This is a genomic window from Thermoplasmata archaeon (assembly GCA_035532555.1).
Lineage (GTDB): Archaea > Thermoplasmatota > Thermoplasmata > Lutacidiplasmatales > UBA184 > Lutacidiplasma.
In genome coordinates this window covers 22,598-40,204 of the sequence record DATKQS010000017.1, presented here as the reverse complement: position 1 = coordinate 40,204, position 17,607 = coordinate 22,598, and the positions used below count along the sequence as shown (strand labels likewise).

Annotated in this window: 19 protein-coding genes and 1 tRNA gene; 9 read left to right on the top strand and 11 right to left on the bottom strand. The window is 68.3% G+C overall.

Annotated features, from left to right (window positions below; all coding sequences use genetic code 11):
• The first annotated feature begins 102 nt into the window (after positions 1-102).
• On the top strand, positions 103-561 hold the full coding sequence (locus VMV28_04485) for an SRPBCC domain-containing protein (protein ID HUZ79856.1): 459 nt from the start codon (positions 103-105) through the stop codon (positions 559-561).
• A gap of 13 nt (positions 562-574) precedes the next feature.
• Here the strand turns inward: VMV28_04485 and VMV28_04480 are convergent, their stop codons facing one another.
• The gene (locus VMV28_04480) at positions 575-760 is read right to left on the bottom strand and encodes a hypothetical protein (protein ID HUZ79855.1); all 186 of its coding nucleotides are present in this window, start codon (positions 758-760) and stop codon (positions 575-577) included.
• 87 nt (positions 761-847) lie between these two features.
• Between VMV28_04480 and VMV28_04475 the strand changes: the two genes are divergently transcribed.
• A complete protein-coding gene (locus VMV28_04475; protein HUZ79854.1) occupies positions 848-1,540 on the top strand; it encodes a hypothetical protein in 693 nt (230 codons plus the stop codon).
• A 4-nt stretch (positions 1,541-1,544) separates the two neighbouring features.
• Here VMV28_04475 and VMV28_04470 read toward each other — a convergent pair whose 3' ends face one another.
• The 6 genes from VMV28_04470 to VMV28_04445 form a co-directional block, all read right to left on the bottom strand.
• On the bottom strand, positions 1,545-2,402 hold the full coding sequence (locus VMV28_04470) for a sulfurtransferase (GenBank protein HUZ79853.1): 858 nt from the start codon (positions 2,400-2,402) through the stop codon (positions 1,545-1,547).
• A 114-nt stretch (positions 2,403-2,516) separates the two neighbouring features.
• Positions 2,517-2,834, bottom strand: a complete 318-nt coding sequence (locus VMV28_04465; protein HUZ79852.1) for a hypothetical protein — start codon at positions 2,832-2,834, stop codon at positions 2,517-2,519.
• 161 nt (positions 2,835-2,995) lie between these two features.
• Entirely contained in the window at positions 2,996-3,775 is a 780-nt protein-coding gene (locus VMV28_04460) for an ABC transporter permease (GenBank protein HUZ79851.1), read from the bottom strand.
• 2 nt (positions 3,776-3,777) lie between these two features.
• Complete coding sequence (locus VMV28_04455; GenBank protein HUZ79850.1) at positions 3,778-4,542, bottom strand: ABC transporter permease; 765 nt, start codon at positions 4,540-4,542, stop codon at positions 3,778-3,780.
• Positions 4,529-5,458, bottom strand: coding sequence for an ABC transporter ATP-binding protein (locus VMV28_04450; protein ID HUZ79849.1), 930 nt, complete (start codon positions 5,456-5,458; stop codon positions 4,529-4,531). The genes VMV28_04455 and VMV28_04450 overlap by 14 nt, the downstream gene beginning before the upstream one ends.
• Before the next feature lie 115 nt (positions 5,459-5,573).
• Positions 5,574-5,975 (bottom strand): iron-sulfur cluster assembly accessory protein, encoded by a 402-nt coding sequence (locus tag VMV28_04445; protein HUZ79848.1) that lies wholly within the window; start codon positions 5,973-5,975, stop codon positions 5,574-5,576.
• A 288-nt stretch (positions 5,976-6,263) separates the two neighbouring features.
• On the opposite strand from VMV28_04445, the gene VMV28_04440 reads away from it, so the two are divergent.
• From VMV28_04440 to hemE, 7 genes are read left to right on the top strand one after another with little or no spacing between them, the layout of a single operon-like run.
• Entirely contained in the window at positions 6,264-7,436 is a 1,173-nt protein-coding gene (locus VMV28_04440) for a hypothetical protein (GenBank protein HUZ79847.1), read from the top strand.
• Positions 7,433-8,341: a hydroxymethylbilane synthase gene (gene hemC, locus VMV28_04435; protein HUZ79846.1), complete on the top strand. Its 909-nt coding sequence runs from the start codon at positions 7,433-7,435 to the stop codon at positions 8,339-8,341. The genes VMV28_04440 and hemC overlap by 4 nt, the downstream gene beginning before the upstream one ends.
• 7 nt (positions 8,342-8,348) lie before the next feature.
• Positions 8,349-9,110 (top strand): uroporphyrinogen-III synthase, encoded by a 762-nt coding sequence (locus VMV28_04430; GenBank protein HUZ79845.1) that lies wholly within the window; start codon positions 8,349-8,351, stop codon positions 9,108-9,110.
• Positions 9,097-10,116 carry a porphobilinogen synthase gene (hemB, locus tag VMV28_04425; GenBank protein HUZ79844.1) on the top strand — a complete coding sequence of 340 codons (1,020 nt, stop codon included), beginning with the start codon at positions 9,097-9,099 and terminating at the stop codon, positions 10,114-10,116. The genes VMV28_04430 and hemB overlap by 14 nt, the downstream gene beginning before the upstream one ends.
• Entirely contained in the window at positions 10,113-10,835 is a 723-nt protein-coding gene (locus tag VMV28_04420) for a chlorite dismutase family protein (protein ID HUZ79843.1), read from the top strand. Before hemB ends, VMV28_04420 begins: the two co-directional genes overlap by 4 nt.
• Positions 10,832-12,139 (top strand): glutamate-1-semialdehyde 2,1-aminomutase, encoded by a 1,308-nt coding sequence (locus VMV28_04415; protein ID HUZ79842.1) that lies wholly within the window; start codon positions 10,832-10,834, stop codon positions 12,137-12,139. Before VMV28_04420 ends, VMV28_04415 begins: the two co-directional genes overlap by 4 nt.
• A complete protein-coding gene (hemE, locus tag VMV28_04410) occupies positions 12,139-13,176 on the top strand; it encodes a uroporphyrinogen decarboxylase (protein HUZ79841.1) in 1,038 nt (345 codons plus the stop codon). The genes VMV28_04415 and hemE overlap by 1 nt, the downstream gene beginning before the upstream one ends.
• Positions 13,177-13,323: 147 nt before the next feature.
• On the opposite strand, the gene VMV28_04405 is transcribed toward hemE, so the two are convergent.
• The 4 genes from VMV28_04405 to VMV28_04390 all read right to left on the bottom strand — a co-directional run bounded on the left by VMV28_04405 (position 13,324) and on the right by VMV28_04390 (position 17,480).
• On the bottom strand, positions 13,324-15,033 hold the full coding sequence (locus tag VMV28_04405) for a lipopolysaccharide biosynthesis protein (GenBank protein ID HUZ79840.1): 1,710 nt from the start codon (positions 15,031-15,033) through the stop codon (positions 13,324-13,326).
• A gap of 31 nt (positions 15,034-15,064) precedes the next feature.
• Entirely contained in the window at positions 15,065-15,616 is a 552-nt protein-coding gene (locus VMV28_04400; GenBank protein HUZ79839.1) for a MarR family transcriptional regulator, read from the bottom strand.
• A gap of 5 nt (positions 15,617-15,621) precedes the next feature.
• Positions 15,622-17,172, bottom strand: coding sequence for an MFS transporter (locus VMV28_04395; GenBank protein ID HUZ79838.1), 1,551 nt, complete (start codon positions 17,170-17,172; stop codon positions 15,622-15,624).
• 145 nt (positions 17,173-17,317) lie between these two features.
• A tRNA-Trp gene (locus VMV28_04390) sits at positions 17,318-17,480 on the bottom strand.
• Between the last annotated feature and the right edge of the window lie 127 nt (positions 17,481-17,607).

The window sequence follows — 17,607 nt, the reverse complement described above, 5'->3', positions numbered from 1 at the left end:
TATGGCTAGAACGGGCGAGCCGTCGGTGCGTCTCCCCATCGATGCGGAACGACCACCGCGGAACTGCGCAAACCCTTTACGCGCCGATGCGAACCGTGCCCCATGGTCGAGGAAGCGCTGGACCCGATCCTGATCCAGGTCACCATCCCGCTTCCGATTCCCATGGTCTTTTCGGCGCTGCTGGAGCCCAAGGCGCTGGAGAGCTGGCTGTGCGATTCCGCGCGCGTCACGCCCGAGGTCGGGGGCGAGTACGTGCTCACGTGGAAGGACCCCAAGGGATTCACCAGCGCCGGGGTGATCGAGACGATCCACCCCGACGTCGATCTGCAGTTCTCGTGGACCGGACCGCCCGAGTTCGGCCGCTGGATGAACGAGCCCAAAGCGCGCACCTCCGTCTACATCCGCCTGCAAGAATCCCCCGAAGGGATCGACGTGACCCTCGAGCACACCGGCTGGGGAGCCGGGGAAGCGTGGGAGGCGGCCCGGTCCTGGCACTTCCACTTCTGGGACGAGCGCCTGCGCCAGTTCAAGGAATACCTCCTGCGCACGGCCTACGGCTGAGCTCGCGGCCGGCTCACGCGGTCCCCGGCGAGAACTTCCGGCAGATCCCTTCTCCGCAGAGGGCGCAGGGCCCCGTCGGCTCGAGACGGAAGCTGGCCGAGCCCGGAATCCCCTCGACCTGCATGTGGTTCGTGAGCAGGTGGCCGCAGCGGCAGCGGAACCGGCGCGGCGAGCGGGAAGCGTGGGTCGACGCCGGCATCGCGGAGCGAGGGACTCGACCCGCGAAAAAGGTTCCGTCTCGGGGACCCCACGAAGCGGTAAAGGGCCGGGGACCGCTCCCCTCCACGTGGATCTCGAAGGCTGCCCTCTGCCCGAGGATCGGCTCTATGACCTCGAGAACAACGTCTGGATGCTCGTCGAGCCGGGCGGCGCCTCGGCGAAGATCGGGATCATCTCGGCCTTCGCCGCATTCATCGGGCCCGTCACCGCCGTGACCTACCGGCCCCTCCCGGGCGCGATCGCCGCGGGCCGGAGCGTCGGGATGATCGAAACCGTCCGCTACACCGGGGCCGTTCGCCTGCCCGTCGATGGGACCGTCACGGAGCGCAACCCGGCGCTCTTCCAACGGCCGCGGCTCGTCAACGACTCCCCGTACGACGCGGGGTGGATCGTGCGCTTCCGTCCCGATCGGGTCGATGGACCCCCCCTGGAGGGCGCGCACGCGATCCGGGAGCGGCTCCTCGAGCGGATCCACGCCCAGCGCATCCACTGCTGGCCGGCGACACCGGATCTCGAGATGTTCGAGATCGGGATCGAATGCTCGGCGATCCTGACCAAGCTCAACGAAGAGCTCGCCGCCCGGCCGCCGGGCACGGCGATCCTCCTTGTGACGGACGATCCGACGAGCCCGATCGAGATGGAGCGCTGGTCCGATCAGGCGGGCCATGGACTGCTCGCCCGCCGACGCGAGGGCGATCTCCACCAGTTCCTCGTCCGGAAGGAGGAGCACCCGGTCCCCCGGGTGCCCCGACGCGGCTAGCGCATTACGGCTTCTCGATCGGCGTTCGGATGAGATTGCCCCACTCGGTCCACGAGCCGTCGTAGTTCCGCACGTTCGGGTACCCGAGCAGGTAGGTCAGGACGAACCAGGTGTGGCTCGACCGCTCGCCGATCCGGCAGTACGTGACCACGGGGGTCTCGGACTTGACGCCCTTCGAGCCGTAGAGCTCCTCGAGCTGCTCGCGGGACTTGAACGTGCCGTCCTCGTTGACCGCCTGGGCCCACGGGATGTTCTTCGCGCCGGGGATGTGGCCCCCGCGCTGCGCGTGCTCCGTCGGGTACTCCGGCGGCGCGGTGATCTCCCCGGAGAACTCCTTCGGTCCGCGCACGTCGATGAGGATGAACTTCCCCGCCTTGACCTCGGGCAGCGACGTGCGCACATCGTCCATGTAGGCACGCAGCTTCGGGTTGGGCGCCGCCGCCGTGAAGTGACCCGCGGGGTGCTTCGGGGGGTCCTTGCTGAGCGGTTTGTCCTCGGCGATCCACTTCTTGCGGCCACCGTTCAGGATCTTGACGTGCTTCGTCCCGTAGTAGGCGAACACCCAGAAGGCAAACGCGGCGAACCAGTTGTTGAAGTCCCCGTACAGGACGACCGTCGTGTCGTCGTCGATCCCCGCCCGACGGAACAGCTCCGTCAGGGCCTGCTGGGAGAGGATGTCGCGCGCTACGGGGTCATTGATGTCCTTGCGCCAGTCGAAGAGGACCGCGCCGGGGACGTGCCCCTGTTCGTAGTTCGCCGAAGGGTCGTAATCGACCTCCGCGACGCGGACCTTCGGGTCCTTGTGGTGCGCGAGCACCCATTCCGTGTCGACCAAGACGTCAGGGTGTGCATAGTTCGCCATACGAGCTCCTCCCAGCCGAGCGCGGGGGGATATTAGGGCAAGCGGTTGCCCCGGGCGGGGGCGATCCGCGGCCGGATCGGCCCCGCCATCGCCCCCGGGCGGGACTCCCCGGGCCTAGCCGCGCCGTCCGCGTTTCGGCAGAGCGGCGTCCGAAATCTCGATCGTCTCCGGATCGAAGCCGAGGCGGGCCAGCTCGTCCCGGATCCGTGCTCGGTGGTCCCCCTGCAGGTAGACCTCCCCATCGACGACGCTCCCCCCCGTGGCCAGCCGGTTCTTCAGGGCCCGCGTCGTCTCGGCGAGGTCCACCCCTGGGGGGAACCCCGAGATCACGGTCGCGGGTTTGTTGTAGCGTCGCGGCTCGGCTCGCACGCGTATCCGGGCCGTCTCGCGATCGAGCGCGGAGAGAATCTCGTCGAACTCGTCGGGACTCATCGATCGGTGCTCCTACCTTCCATACCCCCGAGGGGAACGGAGAGGAAACGGCCGGCCGAGCCGTCGGGAGCGTCGGAGCGAAAGATGTCGGAGGTGTTGCTGCTCGGGACGCACCGCAGGGTGCATGGCGCGCGGGGGCATGAACATTTGGGTTCCACGGCTCACTCCGTCCCCCACTTGTACATCCTCAGCGCGAGCACGATCCCCACGGTCGCGCTCAGGAGCAACAGGCCGGCGTAGAGGGCCATCTCCGGGGGCGTCGCCGGGGTGATGCCGAAGGCCCCCTGGACCAGGAGCGCCGCGTAGGTGGTGGGCAGGAACCGCGCCATGTCCTGCCAAACCGGCGGCAGCGAAGTGAGCGGGTAGTACAAGGGGGAGAGCATCCCGAGGATCGTGAACGTGAGATTCCCCACGGGGTAGATGGCGCGCTGGGTCTTGACGCGGCTCGACACGCTGATGCCGACCGCGCTGAACAATGCCCACATCACCGCGAGCGCGCCCACTAGGACGAGGCCGGCGAACGGGGTGAACGCCATCCCGTTGCGGCCGAGCTCGAAGTAGAGGAGGGCCACGAGCACGACGAGCGCCGGGACCATCGCGATCAGGTTCGAGAACGCAATCCCGAACAGGTAGCGGATCCGGCCCAGCGGACTCGCCACGAACATGTCCTGAAGCGAGCACTCGATCCGCCAGATCGCGCTGTCCCCGAGGACCCAGCTGCCGATGTTCTGCATCGTGAACAGCATCGCCCCCACAATCTCGAGGGGGAGGAGGGACGGAGGGGAGATCAGGCTCAGGAAGTACAGGAAGATGAACGGGAGGAGGATCGGCGCGATGGCGACCGCCGGGCTCCGGCCGATCCACCTCCAGCCGATGATGGCGAACGCGGGCAGCGCGCGGCCTCGCTGGGCGACGACCGGCTCCCCCGTCGCGGTGGCCATGCCTAGTCCTCCCGGACCTTGCGGCGGGCCCAGTAGATCGTGAACAGGAACATCGCGAGCGTTTCCGCAACGAGCGCGCTCGCGGCGAGGGCGATCGCGCCGGTCGAGAGGCTCGTGACGCCGATCGAGACTTGGAGGAGTGCGGTCGCGGCGCTCGGGGGGAGCATCAGAGCGATGGGCTGCAACGCCACCGGGAAGTAAGACAGCGGGTAGAAGACGGGCGGCAGCACGCCGAACCCGTTGAAAATGAGGCTCGCGTACGCCCAGATTGCGCGGTTATCGCGGAAGAACGTCGAGATGACGTATCCGAACGATGCCGAGAACAGCCAGACGAGGGCGCCGGTGCCGGCCAGCAGGAGGACCGTCGGCACGGAGTAGCCGACGACGATCTCGGCGAAGACGAACAGGAGGATGACCGGAGTGAGATAGACGAGCATCACGCCCGCCGCCATCCCCAGGAAGAACGCCTCGGGGGTCAGGGGGGAGGCGAGGTAGAGATCGGTGGCCTTGTGGTCGATCCGCACGTAGGCGGCCTCGTTGAGGAGGCGCTGGCCCATCGTGAACATCGAGAAGATGATCGCGCCGAGGAAAGCGACGGGAAGGAGGCTGCGATCGAGGATGAAGACGAAGACGAGGAGCACTCCCTGGACGACCATCGAGGTCGCCATCGCGGTCGATTCGTGCGACTGGACCCGCACCTCCGTCCAGAAGAACGCGGACAGCCCCCGGAAGGCCCGGTACGGGGCGGGGGACTCACTCGTCCTCATTGATCGAGCGCCCCACCGCGCGCATGAACGCCTCTTCCAGGGTCACGGGCCCGACGGTCGTCGTCAGGCGCTCCCGGACCGCGATCGCCATCAGTTCGCCGAGGGAATCCGGCTGAACGATGACCGTAAGGGAGGTGCCGTCCGTCATCACCGTGCCGAAGGAACGGAACAGGTCCATATGCTGGGTCTGCCCGGCGATCGTGACCTTCAGGGTCCCACCGACCGAGCGTTTGAGCTCCTCGGCGGTCCCTTCCATCAGCACCCGTCCCCGCTCGATGATGTACAGGCGATCGCTGAGCGCGTCCGCCTCGTCGAGGTAGTGGGTCGTCAGCAGCATCGTCGAGCCCATCCGCGTCAGTTCGCGTAGCGCGGCCCAGACGGCCCGGCGCGCGAAGGGATCCATCCCGATCGTCGGCTCGTCCAGGAAGAGCAGCGGCGCGTGCGTGGCGATCACGGTCGCCACCATCGTCCTCTGGCGCTGTCCGCCCGAGAGCGTGATCGCGAGGCGGTCCTGGACCTCCTCGAGCCCCATCTGGTCCAGCGCGGTCGCGGTGCGCGTCTGGGCCACCTCCCGGCTCAGCCCCCGGGTCCGCAGGTACGTGTAGATCTGCTCGCGCGGGGTGAGGTGGAAGAACGGCTTACCCTCCTGCGGGACGACCGCGATCAGCGGCCGGGCGCGGTCCGGATTGCGGTCGGCGTCGTGCCCGAAGATCTCGATCGTGCCCGAGGTCGGACGGAGGAGCGTGGAGGCGATCTTCAGGAACGTCGTCTTCCCGGCCCCGTTCCTTCCGAGGAGCGCGATCCGTTCGCGGGCTCGGACCTCGATAGAGACTCCCGAGAGCGCCTCGACCGGCGGCGAGCCGCGGGTCGTGTAGACCTTGCGGAGATCGCGTGCTACGAGCGGTTCGGCGCTCACATCGGCCGCCGGGCCGGGCATCCGCCCGTGGTTCGATATCGAGGGACCCTACCGTTCCCCGCGAGGGGCGCGCTTCGGGTGCGGGTCGGACCGCTTCCGCTCGTCAGGGTTCCGTTCAGCCGCAGCCGCACCCGCCACCGTTGGCAGAGTTCGATCCGCAGGACCCGCATCCGCCCGCCTCGCCCGCCGCGTCGGCATCGGGGAGGCTGGGGTTGGTGATCTTGAAACCGGATTCGTTGAGATTCTCGACGTAGTCGATGACCGCTCCGTTGACGTACTTGACGGACGACGGGTCGATGATCACTCGAAGATCGCCGAGGGTGATGACCTCGTCATCGGCGCGGGGCTTGGCGAACGCCATCCCGAACTGCACGTGCGATCCACCCCCGCATCCCCCACCGCCGGGCTGGGCGTAGACCCGCACGGCAATCTCGGGCTTCTGTCCACGGATCAGTTGCTTGACCTGGTCGGCGGCTGCCGGCTTCATCTCGATCGCGATCACGGTCGTTGTCTCCACGGGTAATCACCACGCCTCATGGTTTAAGCTCTGCGAAGCCGCGGTAGCGACAGTAACCGGCCCGCGGCGGGGCCGGACCGCGAGCTCCTCGATAGTTTGTACCCACGCCCATAAAGCCCAGATAGCTGGGCCCTTTGGGCCCCGTGCCCCGAGGTCGTAGTGCCGTCGAGCTCTCGGTCAGTTGGAACGCGGAATCGCGGAGATGAACCTCCCCGCACCGCACCCGCGGAGGGCCACCCCGCCCTGTCCGAGCACGAGGGACCGCCCCTGAATGTGGCGGTGCTCGGGATGAGCCTGGGCCGGGCATCGATCGACGAACTCGAGACCGTCGCCCGGGCGATCACCTGGGAGTGGGTCGAGGGCGCCTGGGCGTCGATCCCCGGCACCGAGGAGATCGGAGTACTGCGCACCTGCCACCGCGTCGAGCTCATCGTGTTGGTACGAACGCCCGAGGCCACTCGACGTTGGCAGGAACTCCTCCCCGGTCCGCCGGCCGCCTGGACCGTCCGGGTCGGCCCGGAGGCGGTGAACCACGTCTACCGGGTCAGCGCGGGGCTCGAGTCGCTCGCGGTCGGCGAGCGCGAGGTGCGCGAGCAGGTGCGCCGGGCCGCTCACAGCGTCCGGAGCCGCTACCCGCGGCCGGTGTTGCGTGGGGTGCTGAACTCCGCGGTCGAGGCCGCGGAGTCGATCGCGCCGGACGTTCCGTCCCATCGATCGATCGCCGCCGTGGCGGCCACCCGGCTGCTGGAGGAGGTCGCGCGACCGTTCCCCCGAGTGGTGGTGGTCGGGGCGGGGGTTGTCGGCCGCCAGCTGGCCGAGGCGCTCGCCTCGTACGCCCGGGTGACCTTGCTGTACCGCTCCGCACCTCCTTCCGAGGACTTCCTTCGGGCCACGGGGGCGCGCGCGGCGAGCGTCTCCCATCTCTCCCAGGAGATCCATCTCTCCGATGCGGTCGTGACGGCCGCGAAGTCCGGTGGACGGATCATCGGCCTCGCGGACCTCGGAGATCCGACCGGTCCGCTCCTCCTCATCGATCTGGGCGTCCCACGCAACGTGGATCCCCAGGTCCGCGCCGATCCGCGGATCCGGCTCCTCGACCTCGAAGACCTCCGCGTCGGTGCGGTGGGAGGCGGAGAGACCGACACGCTCGAACGGCACGTCGCCGATCGCGCTCGGGCCTCGTGGATCGAACTGGAGCGCACGCTGCTCGAGCCTTGGATCGACGCCGTGTGGCGGCACGGGGAGGCGATCCGTACCGCCGAGCTCGAGACCGCCGATAGGTTCCTCGGCGCGCTGACCCCGGAGCAGCGGATGGCCGTCGATCGGATGACCCGCCGGCTGGTCGCACAACTGCTCCGCGAGCCGACCGAACGCGTGCGCGAGCTTCCCCCGGGAGCCGAGGCCGATCGGCTGCGTCGTTTCGCGCTCGCCCTGTACCGAATCGATCCCGACGGACTGTGAGCGACCCGATCCGGGTCGGAACGCGCCGAAGCCCGCTCGCGCGCGCACAGACCGAACTCGTGGTGCGTCGCCTGCGTCGGGCAGATCCAAGCGCCACCTTCGAGGTGGTCGCGGTCGAGAGCGCGGGAGACCGGGACCGCTCCGGAGGTTCCTCCCCGGACTTCACGGGCATCTTCGAACGGATGCTCAATCGTCATCGGATCGATCTCGCCGTTCACAGCGCGAAGGACCTCCCCGCACGAACCCTACTCCCGTTCACGATCGTGGCCTATCCGCCCCGGGCCGATGCCCGCGACTGCCTCGTCGCACGCAAGGGCCTGAACGCGATGCGGCTCCCACCGCGAGCCCGGGTCGGATCGAGCAGCCTACGACGGAGAGCTCAGCTGCTCCGATGGCGTCCCGATCTCCGCGTCCAAGAGGTACGAGGCAATGTCGACACACGCATCGGCCTCGTCCGCACCCGAAGGATCGACGCCATCCTCGTCGCGGTGGCGGGGATCGCCCGGCTGGGTCGGCAATCGGAGATCTCCGGCATCCTCCCGAGCACCCGTTTCCTTCCGGCCCCCGGACAAGGGGCCCTCGCGCTCGAGGCGAGACGGGGGGACCGGCGGGTCGCCCGAATCGCCGCCCGACTCGACGCTCCCGCGGTCCGTGCGGCGGTGACCGCCGAGAGGGAACTCGCCGCCGCGGTGGGCGGCGACTGCAACCTGCCTCTCGGGGCACTGGCCACGGTTCGCTCCGGTGGACTGGTTCTGAGGGCGGAGGTCCTGTCTCCCGATGGAACGATCACACTCGCCGCGCGTGGGAGTGACTCTCTCGGCCGGGCCGCAAGCCTCGGGCGACGCGTAGGGAAGGCGCTGAACGATGCGGGGGCGCGGGAGCTCCTCGCGCAGGTGGCCCGGTAGGAAGATCGTGCCCGACCGACGGCCGCCTGCGGTACTGCTCCTTTCCTCTCGAACGACCCTGCCCACTCTCGGTGCTGAACTGGCCCGCAACGGCATTCGGCTCCAGAGGGTCGAGACCGTAGTCCCGTCCCCGGCCGCCCGCGCGAACATCGCCCGACGGCTCGAGCGGTTCGGCCCGTTCGATACCGTGGCGGTCTCCAGCAAGGCAGCGGTCGAGGCGTTCGTGCGCCCCCTGCTGCGACACGCCGGGTTCCGATCCGCATCCGTAGAGTTCTGGGCCGTCGGGACCGAGACCGAACGGGCGCTGAAAAAGGCCGGGGTAGCTCGGGTCCGGCGTGCGAACGGGGAAGGCGCCGAGCCCGTGCGCCGCGCGCTCGCCGGGCGTCGGCGACGCATCGTCCTTCCACGATCGGATCGAGCGGGACCCCGCTTCGGCCGAGAACTCGCGGCAAGCGGGCACGCGGTGCTGGATTTGCTGGTGTATCGGACCCGCCCGGGTCCCCGGCTCGACGCGGATGCGCAACGGTCGGCGCGTGCGGCACGGGTCGTGGTCGCCGCGAGCCCCTCGGCGATCTCGCACTTCCGCCGGATGGTGGGTCTCGGCACCTTTCGCCATCTGGCCCGGTCGGCCCGCTGGGTCGTGCTCGGTCCCCGCACCGCGAAGGCGGCGCGGGGTCACGGTCTTCGCGAAGTGGGTGTCGCTCCGTCCGCCTCGGTACAACGCTTTACCCCCTACCTTCTTGGAGTGCTCGCCCATGCAACGGACTGACTCTTCCCGCATCGGATCCCGATCGGGCGCGACCTCCTCCGAACGCATGCGACGACTTCGTACGACCCCGGCGATCCGCGAGCTCTTCGCCGAGGTCCGCGCCGCTCCCTCCCGCCTCGTGTATCCCGTGTTCCTACGCCCTTCGGAGGGACGCCCCGAGGCGATCCCGTCGCTCCCCGGGGTCCTGCGCTACGGTACGGACACGGTGGGAACGCTCGCCCGGGACCTCCTCCGCGAAAGGATACCGGCGGTGCTCCTCTTTGGCCTGCCGAAGCGAAAAGAGATCGATGGCCACGAGGCGTGGAGCTCGAACTCAAGCGTCGTCCGTGCGATCCGCTCGATCCGGCGCGCGGCTCCGGATCTGGTGATCTGGACGGACGTCTGCTTGTGCTCGTACACTCGGCACGGGCATTGCGGGATCCTCCGAGGCTCGGAGATCGACAACGACGCCACCGTCGATCGACTCGGTCGGATCGCGGTCGCCCACGCGCGCGCGGGAGCCCACTTCGTCGCTCCGAGCGCCATGATGGACCACCAGGTCGCCGGCATCCGGGCCGCGCTGGATGGGGCCGGATTCGAAACCACGGGCATCGTCGCGTACGCGGCGAAGTTCGCCTCGTCGTTCTACGGACCGTTCCGCGACGCTGCCGATTCGACCCCCTCGTTCGGGGACCGCCGCTCCTACCAGATGGACCCTCGGAACGGACGGGAAGCGCTCCGCGAGCTCGCGCTGGACGCTGCCGAGGGAGCGGACGTCCTCATGGTCAAGCCCGCTCTCCCTTCCCTGGATGTGATCGCGCGCGCCCGGGCGCAGTTCCCCCACCCGATCGCCGCCTACCAGGTCAGCGGGGAGTACGCCATGATCCGTGCCGCGGCCGAGCGCGGGTGGCTCGACGAACGTGCTGCGGTAATCGAGGCGACGAATGCGATGCACCGCGCCGGCGCCGACCTCGTGATCTCCTACTTCGCCCGCGATCTGGCCCGGTGGTCTCAGGAGGGACGATGACCGAGCCGGCAGCCGAGGGAGACTCCGAGCCGCGCGATTTCGTCAAGTATACCCTCCTGCGCCTGAGCCCAAAGTGGCGGCGACGGGCCACGCACCTGCGCCACCGCGGGAGCGCGCAGCTCGAGCGGGTCCTCGAATCCCCGCCCGCCGGAGCGATCGTTCGAACGTTCTCTCTGGTCGGCACGAAGGCCGATGTCGAGATGCTCCTGTGGATGATCTCCCCGGACCTCGAGCAGATCCAGCAGTGGCACGCCCGGCTCTTCGGAACCGAGATGGGGGGCTATCTCGAAACACGGTACTCCTACCTCGGGATGGCCCGCCGTTCCGAGTACCTGGGCGAGCACGCGCACGCGGGGCAAGAGGGCGGATCGTCCCAGCGTCGGCCCGCCGATCTTCCCTACCTGTTCCTCTATCCATTCGTCAAGCGACGGGACTGGTACGGCCTCCCGTTCGAGGAACGCCGACGCATCATGGGCGAGCACTTCCGGATCGGCCACAAGTATCCGAACGTGCTGATCCACACCGCCTACTCCTTCGGCCTCGATGACATGGAGTTCATCCTCTCCTTCGAAGCCGAATCCCCCGCGGAGTTCCTGGACCTCGTGTCCGATCTCCGCCCGACCGAGGCGAGCCGTTACACGCAGCTCGAGACGCCGATCTTCACCGCGCTCCGGGTCCGCCCGAAGCGGATGATCGAGCTCGCCGAGGGAATCCCGTGAGCCCCGCGCCCGGGCCGCGTTCCCGGGCCCTGTTCCGGCGGGCCCAGCGGACCCTCGTCGGAGGGGTCGATAGCCCGGTCCGCGCGTTCACCTCGGTCGGAGGCACCCCGGTCTTCTACGCCCGGGGCCGGGGCGCATGGCTGACGGACGTGGACGGAGCTCGCTACCTCGACCTCGTCGGCTCGTGGGGAGCCAACATCCTCGGTGCGTCTCCCCCCTCGGTCGTTCGATCGGTCCGCGAGACCGCTGCGCGGGGCCTCTCCTTCGGGGCCCCATCGCCCCTCGAGCACGAGCTCGGCGAGCGGATCCGGCGTGCGGCCCCGGCGATCGAGCGCATCCGGTTCGTCTCCTCGGGAACCGAGGCCACCATGAGCGCCTTGCGGGTCGCCCGTGGATTCACGGGTCGCAACCGCATCGTGAAGTTCGAGGGCGGGTACCACGGCCACTCCGATGGTCTGCTCGCCCGGGCCGGCTCCGGTCTCGCAAGCGCGGCCCAGCCGGATTCGGCGGGAGTTCCTCGATCGATCGTCGCGGAAACCCACGTGCTCCCGTACAACGACGTGCCGGCGCTCCACGCCTGGTTCGAACGCTGGGGGACCCAAACCGCCGCCGTCATCGTCGAGCCGGTCGCCGCCAACATGGGAGTCGTACCCCCCGAACCGGGGTTCCTCGCCGCGATCGGTCGTCATTGCCATCGGTCGGGCGCGCTGTCGATCGCGGACGAGGTAATCACCGGCTTCCGGTTGCGCCGAGGGCTGGCGGCCCCCACCCTCGGACTCACCCCGGACCTCGTCACGCTCGGCAAGATCATCGGCGGAGGGATGCCGGTCGGAGCGTACGGGGGCCGACGCGACGTCATGGAAGCGGTCGCCCCCCTCGGCCCGGTCTACCAGGCCGGGACCCTCGCGGGTAACCCCGTCGCCATGGCCGCCGGGATCGCCACGCTCGACGCACTGACCGCATCCACCTACCGCTCGCTCGAACGGTCCGGTCGCGCCCTGGAGCGGGCGCTTCGGGAGACCGCGGACGGCGCCGGCGTCGCCCCGTTCACGATCCAACGGGTCGGCTCGATGCTGGGCCTCTCCTTCGGACCGGGTCCGATCCGGAACTTCGCCGACACCCGCGGGCTCGACCGGAAACGCTACGCCCGGTTCTTCCACGCCGCCCTGGACCGGAGGATCGCGCTCCCTCCGTCCGCCTTCGAGACGACCTTCCTCTCCACCGCGGTCGGTGCTCGCGAGATCGCCTGGGCCCGGCCCCGCTTCGCCGAGGCGTTCGCCCGCGTCGCACGGAGCGGAGGCTGATGCGCGATCGGGTCCTTCGCGCCCTCCGAGGGGAGGAGGTCGACCGGCGACCGATCTGGCTGATGCGCCAAGCCGGCCGGTACCTGCCCGGCTACCGGGCCCTTCGCGAGCGCCACCCGATCCTCGAGCTCGCGCGGACGCCCGAACTCGCGGTCGAGGTGACGCTGGAGCCGCTGCGGCGATTCGACCTGGATGCGGCGATCGTCTACGCCGACATCACGCTGCCGTACGCCGGCCTCGGGATCGATTTCTCGATCGACCCGGGGGTGGGGCCGGTGATCCCGAAGCCGATCCGGACCCGCGCCCAGGTCGAGGGGCTCACCGCGTTCGATGCCGAGAAGAGCGTGGGGTTCGTGGGAGGAACGATCCGACGGTACCGGGAGCTCGAGACCGAACGGCCGATCATCGGATTCGCCGGCGGCCCCTTCACGCTCGCCTCCTATCTCATCGAAGGAGGAGCCTCGCGGGAGTACGCCGAGACCAAGCGCTTCCTCTACCGGGACCCCGCGGGATTCGATCTCCTTCTCGACCGCCTCACCGACATGACCGTGGAGTACCTGCGGATGCAGGCTCGGGCCGGGGCCGCGGCCCTCCAGCTGTTCGACACCTGGGTCGGGACGGTGAGCGATCGGGTCTTCGCCGAGCACCTCGCCGACCGCCTCAAGCGACTGTTCGAGGCGCTCCAGCCGTTGAAGCTCCCCACGATCTACTTCTCGACGGGCTCCTCGCACCTGCTCGAACAGCTCGCCGATCTCGGCGCGACGGCGCTGGGGGTCGATTGGCGCGAATCGCTCGGCCGGGTGCGACGTCGGATCGGCGCGGATCTCGCCCTCCAGGGCAACCTCGATCCCGGTGCCCTCCTCGGCGACGCGGGGACGCTGAGGGCGGCCGCTCGGCGGGTCCTGAACGAGATCCCGGACGGCCGTTCGCACGTCTTCAATCTGGGCCATGGGGTCCTTCCCACCACCGATCCTGCCCGAGTGGAGGAGCTCGTCGAGTTCGTCCACCACCCGGAGCCGCTCGGATCGTCTCCATGAGCGCGAAGAGCCGATCGGCGTCCTCCTCACGGCCCACGGCAGCCCGAGCGGTCCGCAGGATCTGAAGGAGTACCTCGCGGAGATGATGCATGGGGCCACGCCGAGCCCGGCGCTCGCGCGCACCGAGCTTTCGGCACCCGTTCGCCCCTAGGAGAGCGGAGGGCCGCCTTCGGAGGCGACCTCTTCCTCGCGTTCCATCTCGGGGATATCTCCACTCGTGAATCCGAGTCCCCGGCCGGGTCGTACGGGCTCGAGACGGGGGGTGAGGGGGCGCCAGCACATCCGGGAGAGCGGGCCGAGAAGGCGATCCGGTAGACCGATCGATCGGCCCACTCGGAGCACATCCTCCTTGGTGAGCTCGCCGACGAGCGCGAGCACGATGAAGTACACCGCGAATCCGAGGAGGACCCCCACGGCGAGCTCGTAGTAGCGGCTGATCGCCAGCACGCTGTTGAGCCGACCCACGGCGACGAACGCGAGGAGCGCGCTCAACGCGATCATGCCGATCGCCTTGGGGTGGACCTGGACGTCCATGAGACGGTGCATGGCGATCGCGTTCCAGATGAACGCCGCGACGGAGCTCGCGAGCACCGCGAGGGATGCGGCGATGAGCCCATCGCTCGCCGGAAGGATGCCGTACGGGGGGAGGAGCACGAACGCGATCGCGAACATCGCGAGGACCTGGAAGGCGGTCAGGTACAGCTCGAGTCGACGCCAACCGATGGCGCTGAGCCCGGCAGCGATGAGCCCGGTGATCGCCGCCGGGATCGTGCTCGCTACGAGGATGGCGAGCGGCGTCGCTGCGGTCTGGGCGTAGAGCGAATTGGTCAGGATGTTGAGTACGTTCACCCGGTAGATGACGAGCGCAAGGACCGCCGGGACGACGAGCATCGACGTGTAGCGGATCGCCTGCCACGTCCCCTCGCGGATCGCCTCGTACTGCTCTCGTTTGTGCAGCTTCGCTAAGTACGGGAAGAGGGGAGCGGCCACCGCCGAGGGAAGCGCGAGCACGAGGATGCGGAAGCCGTTCGCGACGAGGAAGTTGTTGACGGCCTGCAGGCCGAGGGTCGCGTTGACGACGAATGGCATCGCGTTCGAGGCGACGTACGACAGGCCGAGCGCGCCGAGCAGCGGCCAGGAGAACTTCAGCAGGAGAACCGCTTCGGACTTTTTGTACCGTCGGACGAAGGCCCGAAGGAACGGCAGGCAATAGATCGCAGACGCGATGGCCCCGACGAAGTAGGCGATCGTCAGACCGAAGAGCGTCGGGGAAAGGAACGCCGCCACGATGATCAGCGGCGTGCGCACGAGCACTTCGACCAGGTACGGGTACTGCGCCTTGACGGAGTTGCCGACCCCGATGTAGTAGCTCTGGTAGATCTGCTCGCCTGTCCAGATAATCGGGAGCAGGAGGAAGAGCCCGAGCGCGATGAGTTCGGGACCGTTCGAGGCGAGCGTCGCTCCCGCGAAGGAGATCGGCGCGAGCGTGAGCATCAGCGCGGCCGCGAGACCGCAGACCAAGAGGCGGATGAGGAGGTACGTCCCGGTGTTGTCGGTGGCGCTCTTCCCCCGAGCGATGAAGAACCGATACCCACCCCCGAGACCGAAGTCGCCGAGGCTGTTGATCGCGGAGCCGATCCCGAGGAATAGCTGGACCAGCCCGAGGAGCGCCTGGAGAGACGCCGTAATCCCGACGTACTTGTACAGCACCAGGCTCCCGATGAACCCGATGAACTGGATCGCGATTGCCGCCAGGAAGACGCCGGCGGAATTGACCGTCAGCGAGTAGGCCCGAGGCGGGAGTTCTTCCGAGACGGGGACCTGCCCGGAGAAGGGCACGCCCGGAGGATTCGCCATCAGCCTTGGAGGTGGCCACTCGGGCCCCCGCTCATATGTGCGTCGCTCGACTCTCCAATCGGGATCCGGAGCGAGAGTTCGAGCGTAAGCGTCGACCGGCACGGGGCGCGAACGCGCCGTCGCGCGTATGGGTGTGTGACTCTACCTGGTCGGCAAGTTCCTCGATCGCCCGGGCGAGCGAACGCCATTCCTCTCGGGAAAGTGAGGCCGACAGGTCCCGGTCCCACCGCTCTCCCTCCATGTGGACCCGCTCGAGGGTCGCTCGGCCTTTCGCTGTGAGGGAGAACACCACCCGGCGGCGATCGCGGGTGGAGGGCATGCGCCGCAGGAGCCCCGACGTTTCGAGCTCCCGAGTCACGTAGGTGATCGCGGGCGCGGTTCGATCGGACCGTCGTGCGAGCTCGGTCGCGGTGACGGAGCCCTGCTCGCACGCCTTCAGCATGGCGAGTTGCGGAAGGGTGATACCCACAGAGTGAGCGATCCGCCGGAGCTCCGGCCCGAAGGCTCGGAAGAGACCCCACAAGGCTCGCCACACTTCGCCCGCGGCCGGATCGGATGGCGAGTTCGATCGGGAGGCCGGCATCGCTACTAGCTCTCCGTGGAGATCGAGGCGACCGCGGGCGACGCCGGGTCCCTCGAGTCGGTCGTGAGGACATGGGAGACGTTCCTCCGGCGCCCGAGCATCTCCCGGGCGAAGATAGCGAGGACGGCGATAAGGACAAAGCTCGCCGCCGCGATCGCAAAGATGATCTCGTAGGCGAGCGGGGACGGCACCAAGATCGAGCCGCCGGGCGTCGCCACCGAGATCGCATAGGTGGTCATGATCGTGCCGGCGATCGGGGCGCCCACGCTGGAACCGACCAGGCGGAACACGGTGTTGAGCGCGGTGGCGAGGCTGAGGTCCTTCGGTTCCACGGTGAGCACCATGAGATTGATGATCGACGCGATCGCGATGGCGAGCCCTGCGCTCGCCACGAACTCGCTCACCATCAGTGAGGCCGGGCTGTTGGAAAGCGCGGCGAGCACGAAGCCGATGCAGCCGATGGTCGAGCCGAGGAAGACCATCGGCCGGATCCCCGTCCGCGAGACGAAGTGGCCGGCGAGCGGTGCGAAGATCAGCTGGGCGATCGCGAACGGCACGAGCGCGACCCCCGTGCTGAAGATCGAATAGGAGAACCCGGATCCCGGAGGGCTCTGGAATCGGAACGTCATCGCCTGAAGGGCCAGGAAGTAGCCGAGCCCGGTGAGCGTCACGACGAGGTTCGTGACCATCAGGTTCCGTTCCTTCAGCATCCGGTAGTTGAGGATCGGCTCGGTGGCCCAGCGCTCGTACAGGCCGACCGGGATGAGGATGGAGATCCCCAGCCCCATCAAGGTCCAGGTGCCGACCGCGGCCCATCCCCAACTCGGAGCGAGGGAGAGACCGAGAACGATGAGGGCGAGCGAACAGCCGAGGCCGGTCGCGCCGATGTAATCGACCTTCGCCTGGGGGCGCCGGTAACGGGATTCCCGGAGGACGATGGCCGAGAGGACCGTCAAGAGAACGACGAACGGGATTGCGGTGTGGTACGTCACCTGCCAGCCGTACCCGTTCGAGATGAACGCCCCGAGCGGCAGGCTGATCGCCAGGCCCACCCCGAACATCCCGCTGAGGAGACCTTGGGATCGGGGTACGAGTTCGCGTGGGAACTCCTCCCGCACGAGGGTCATGGCGAGCGGAAAGATCCCGAGGCCGATCCCCTGCACCGTACGCGCGGCGACGAGGAACGCGAAGTTCGGGGAGAACCCCGTGACCGAGACCGAGGCCGCGTAGATGATCAGAACGTAGACCAGGACCCGCTTCTTCCCATAGATGTCACCGAGCTTTCCGATGATCGGGGCGAGCGCACACCCGGATACGAGGTAGACAGCGAGTACCAGGCTCACCTGGGCCTCGCTGACGTTGAACTGGGCTGCGATGGAGGGGAGGGACGGCGTGAGCATCGCCTCGATGTAGAGGACCACGATCACGAGCCCGGCCAGGAGGAGCATAGCCCGGTTGGCGTAGCGTCGATCGAACCGCCCGATCTCCAGCGGCGCGGGTGGATCGGAGGAGGCGGCGACCGCAGGGATCGATGCGGGAGCGGAGGGCTCGGACATGTGCGTCGCAGGTTCGGAGTCGGTCGGACTCTCGACCGCAACCCGAAATTACTTCGATACTTAAATTATTCAAGTCCCAAACCACTTGGATCGGTGGATCTTGGGCCGGGAGCACGCGGGCGGGCGATGCGGAGAGCCCAGGGGATGGGAGCACGGGGATTTGAACCCCGATATGCGGGTCTCTCCGCGCGCTCCAGTCACTCGTCATCGGGATGCGTTCGCATCCCTCCGCAGACCCAACTTCACAGGAGGACCGATGGTTCCCCCTGACTGGAGCCCGCTGGTCTACCAGATTAGCCTATGCTCCCTCCGAGCGCCCGGGACGGCGGGGAGAGATATCCTTTGTCGGTCGGAACCCCGGCCGGCTCCGGGGGATCTTCCCGGGGCAACCCTTATGTTAAAGAGTGTTTGCCCACAATCCAATGTCGTTGAATG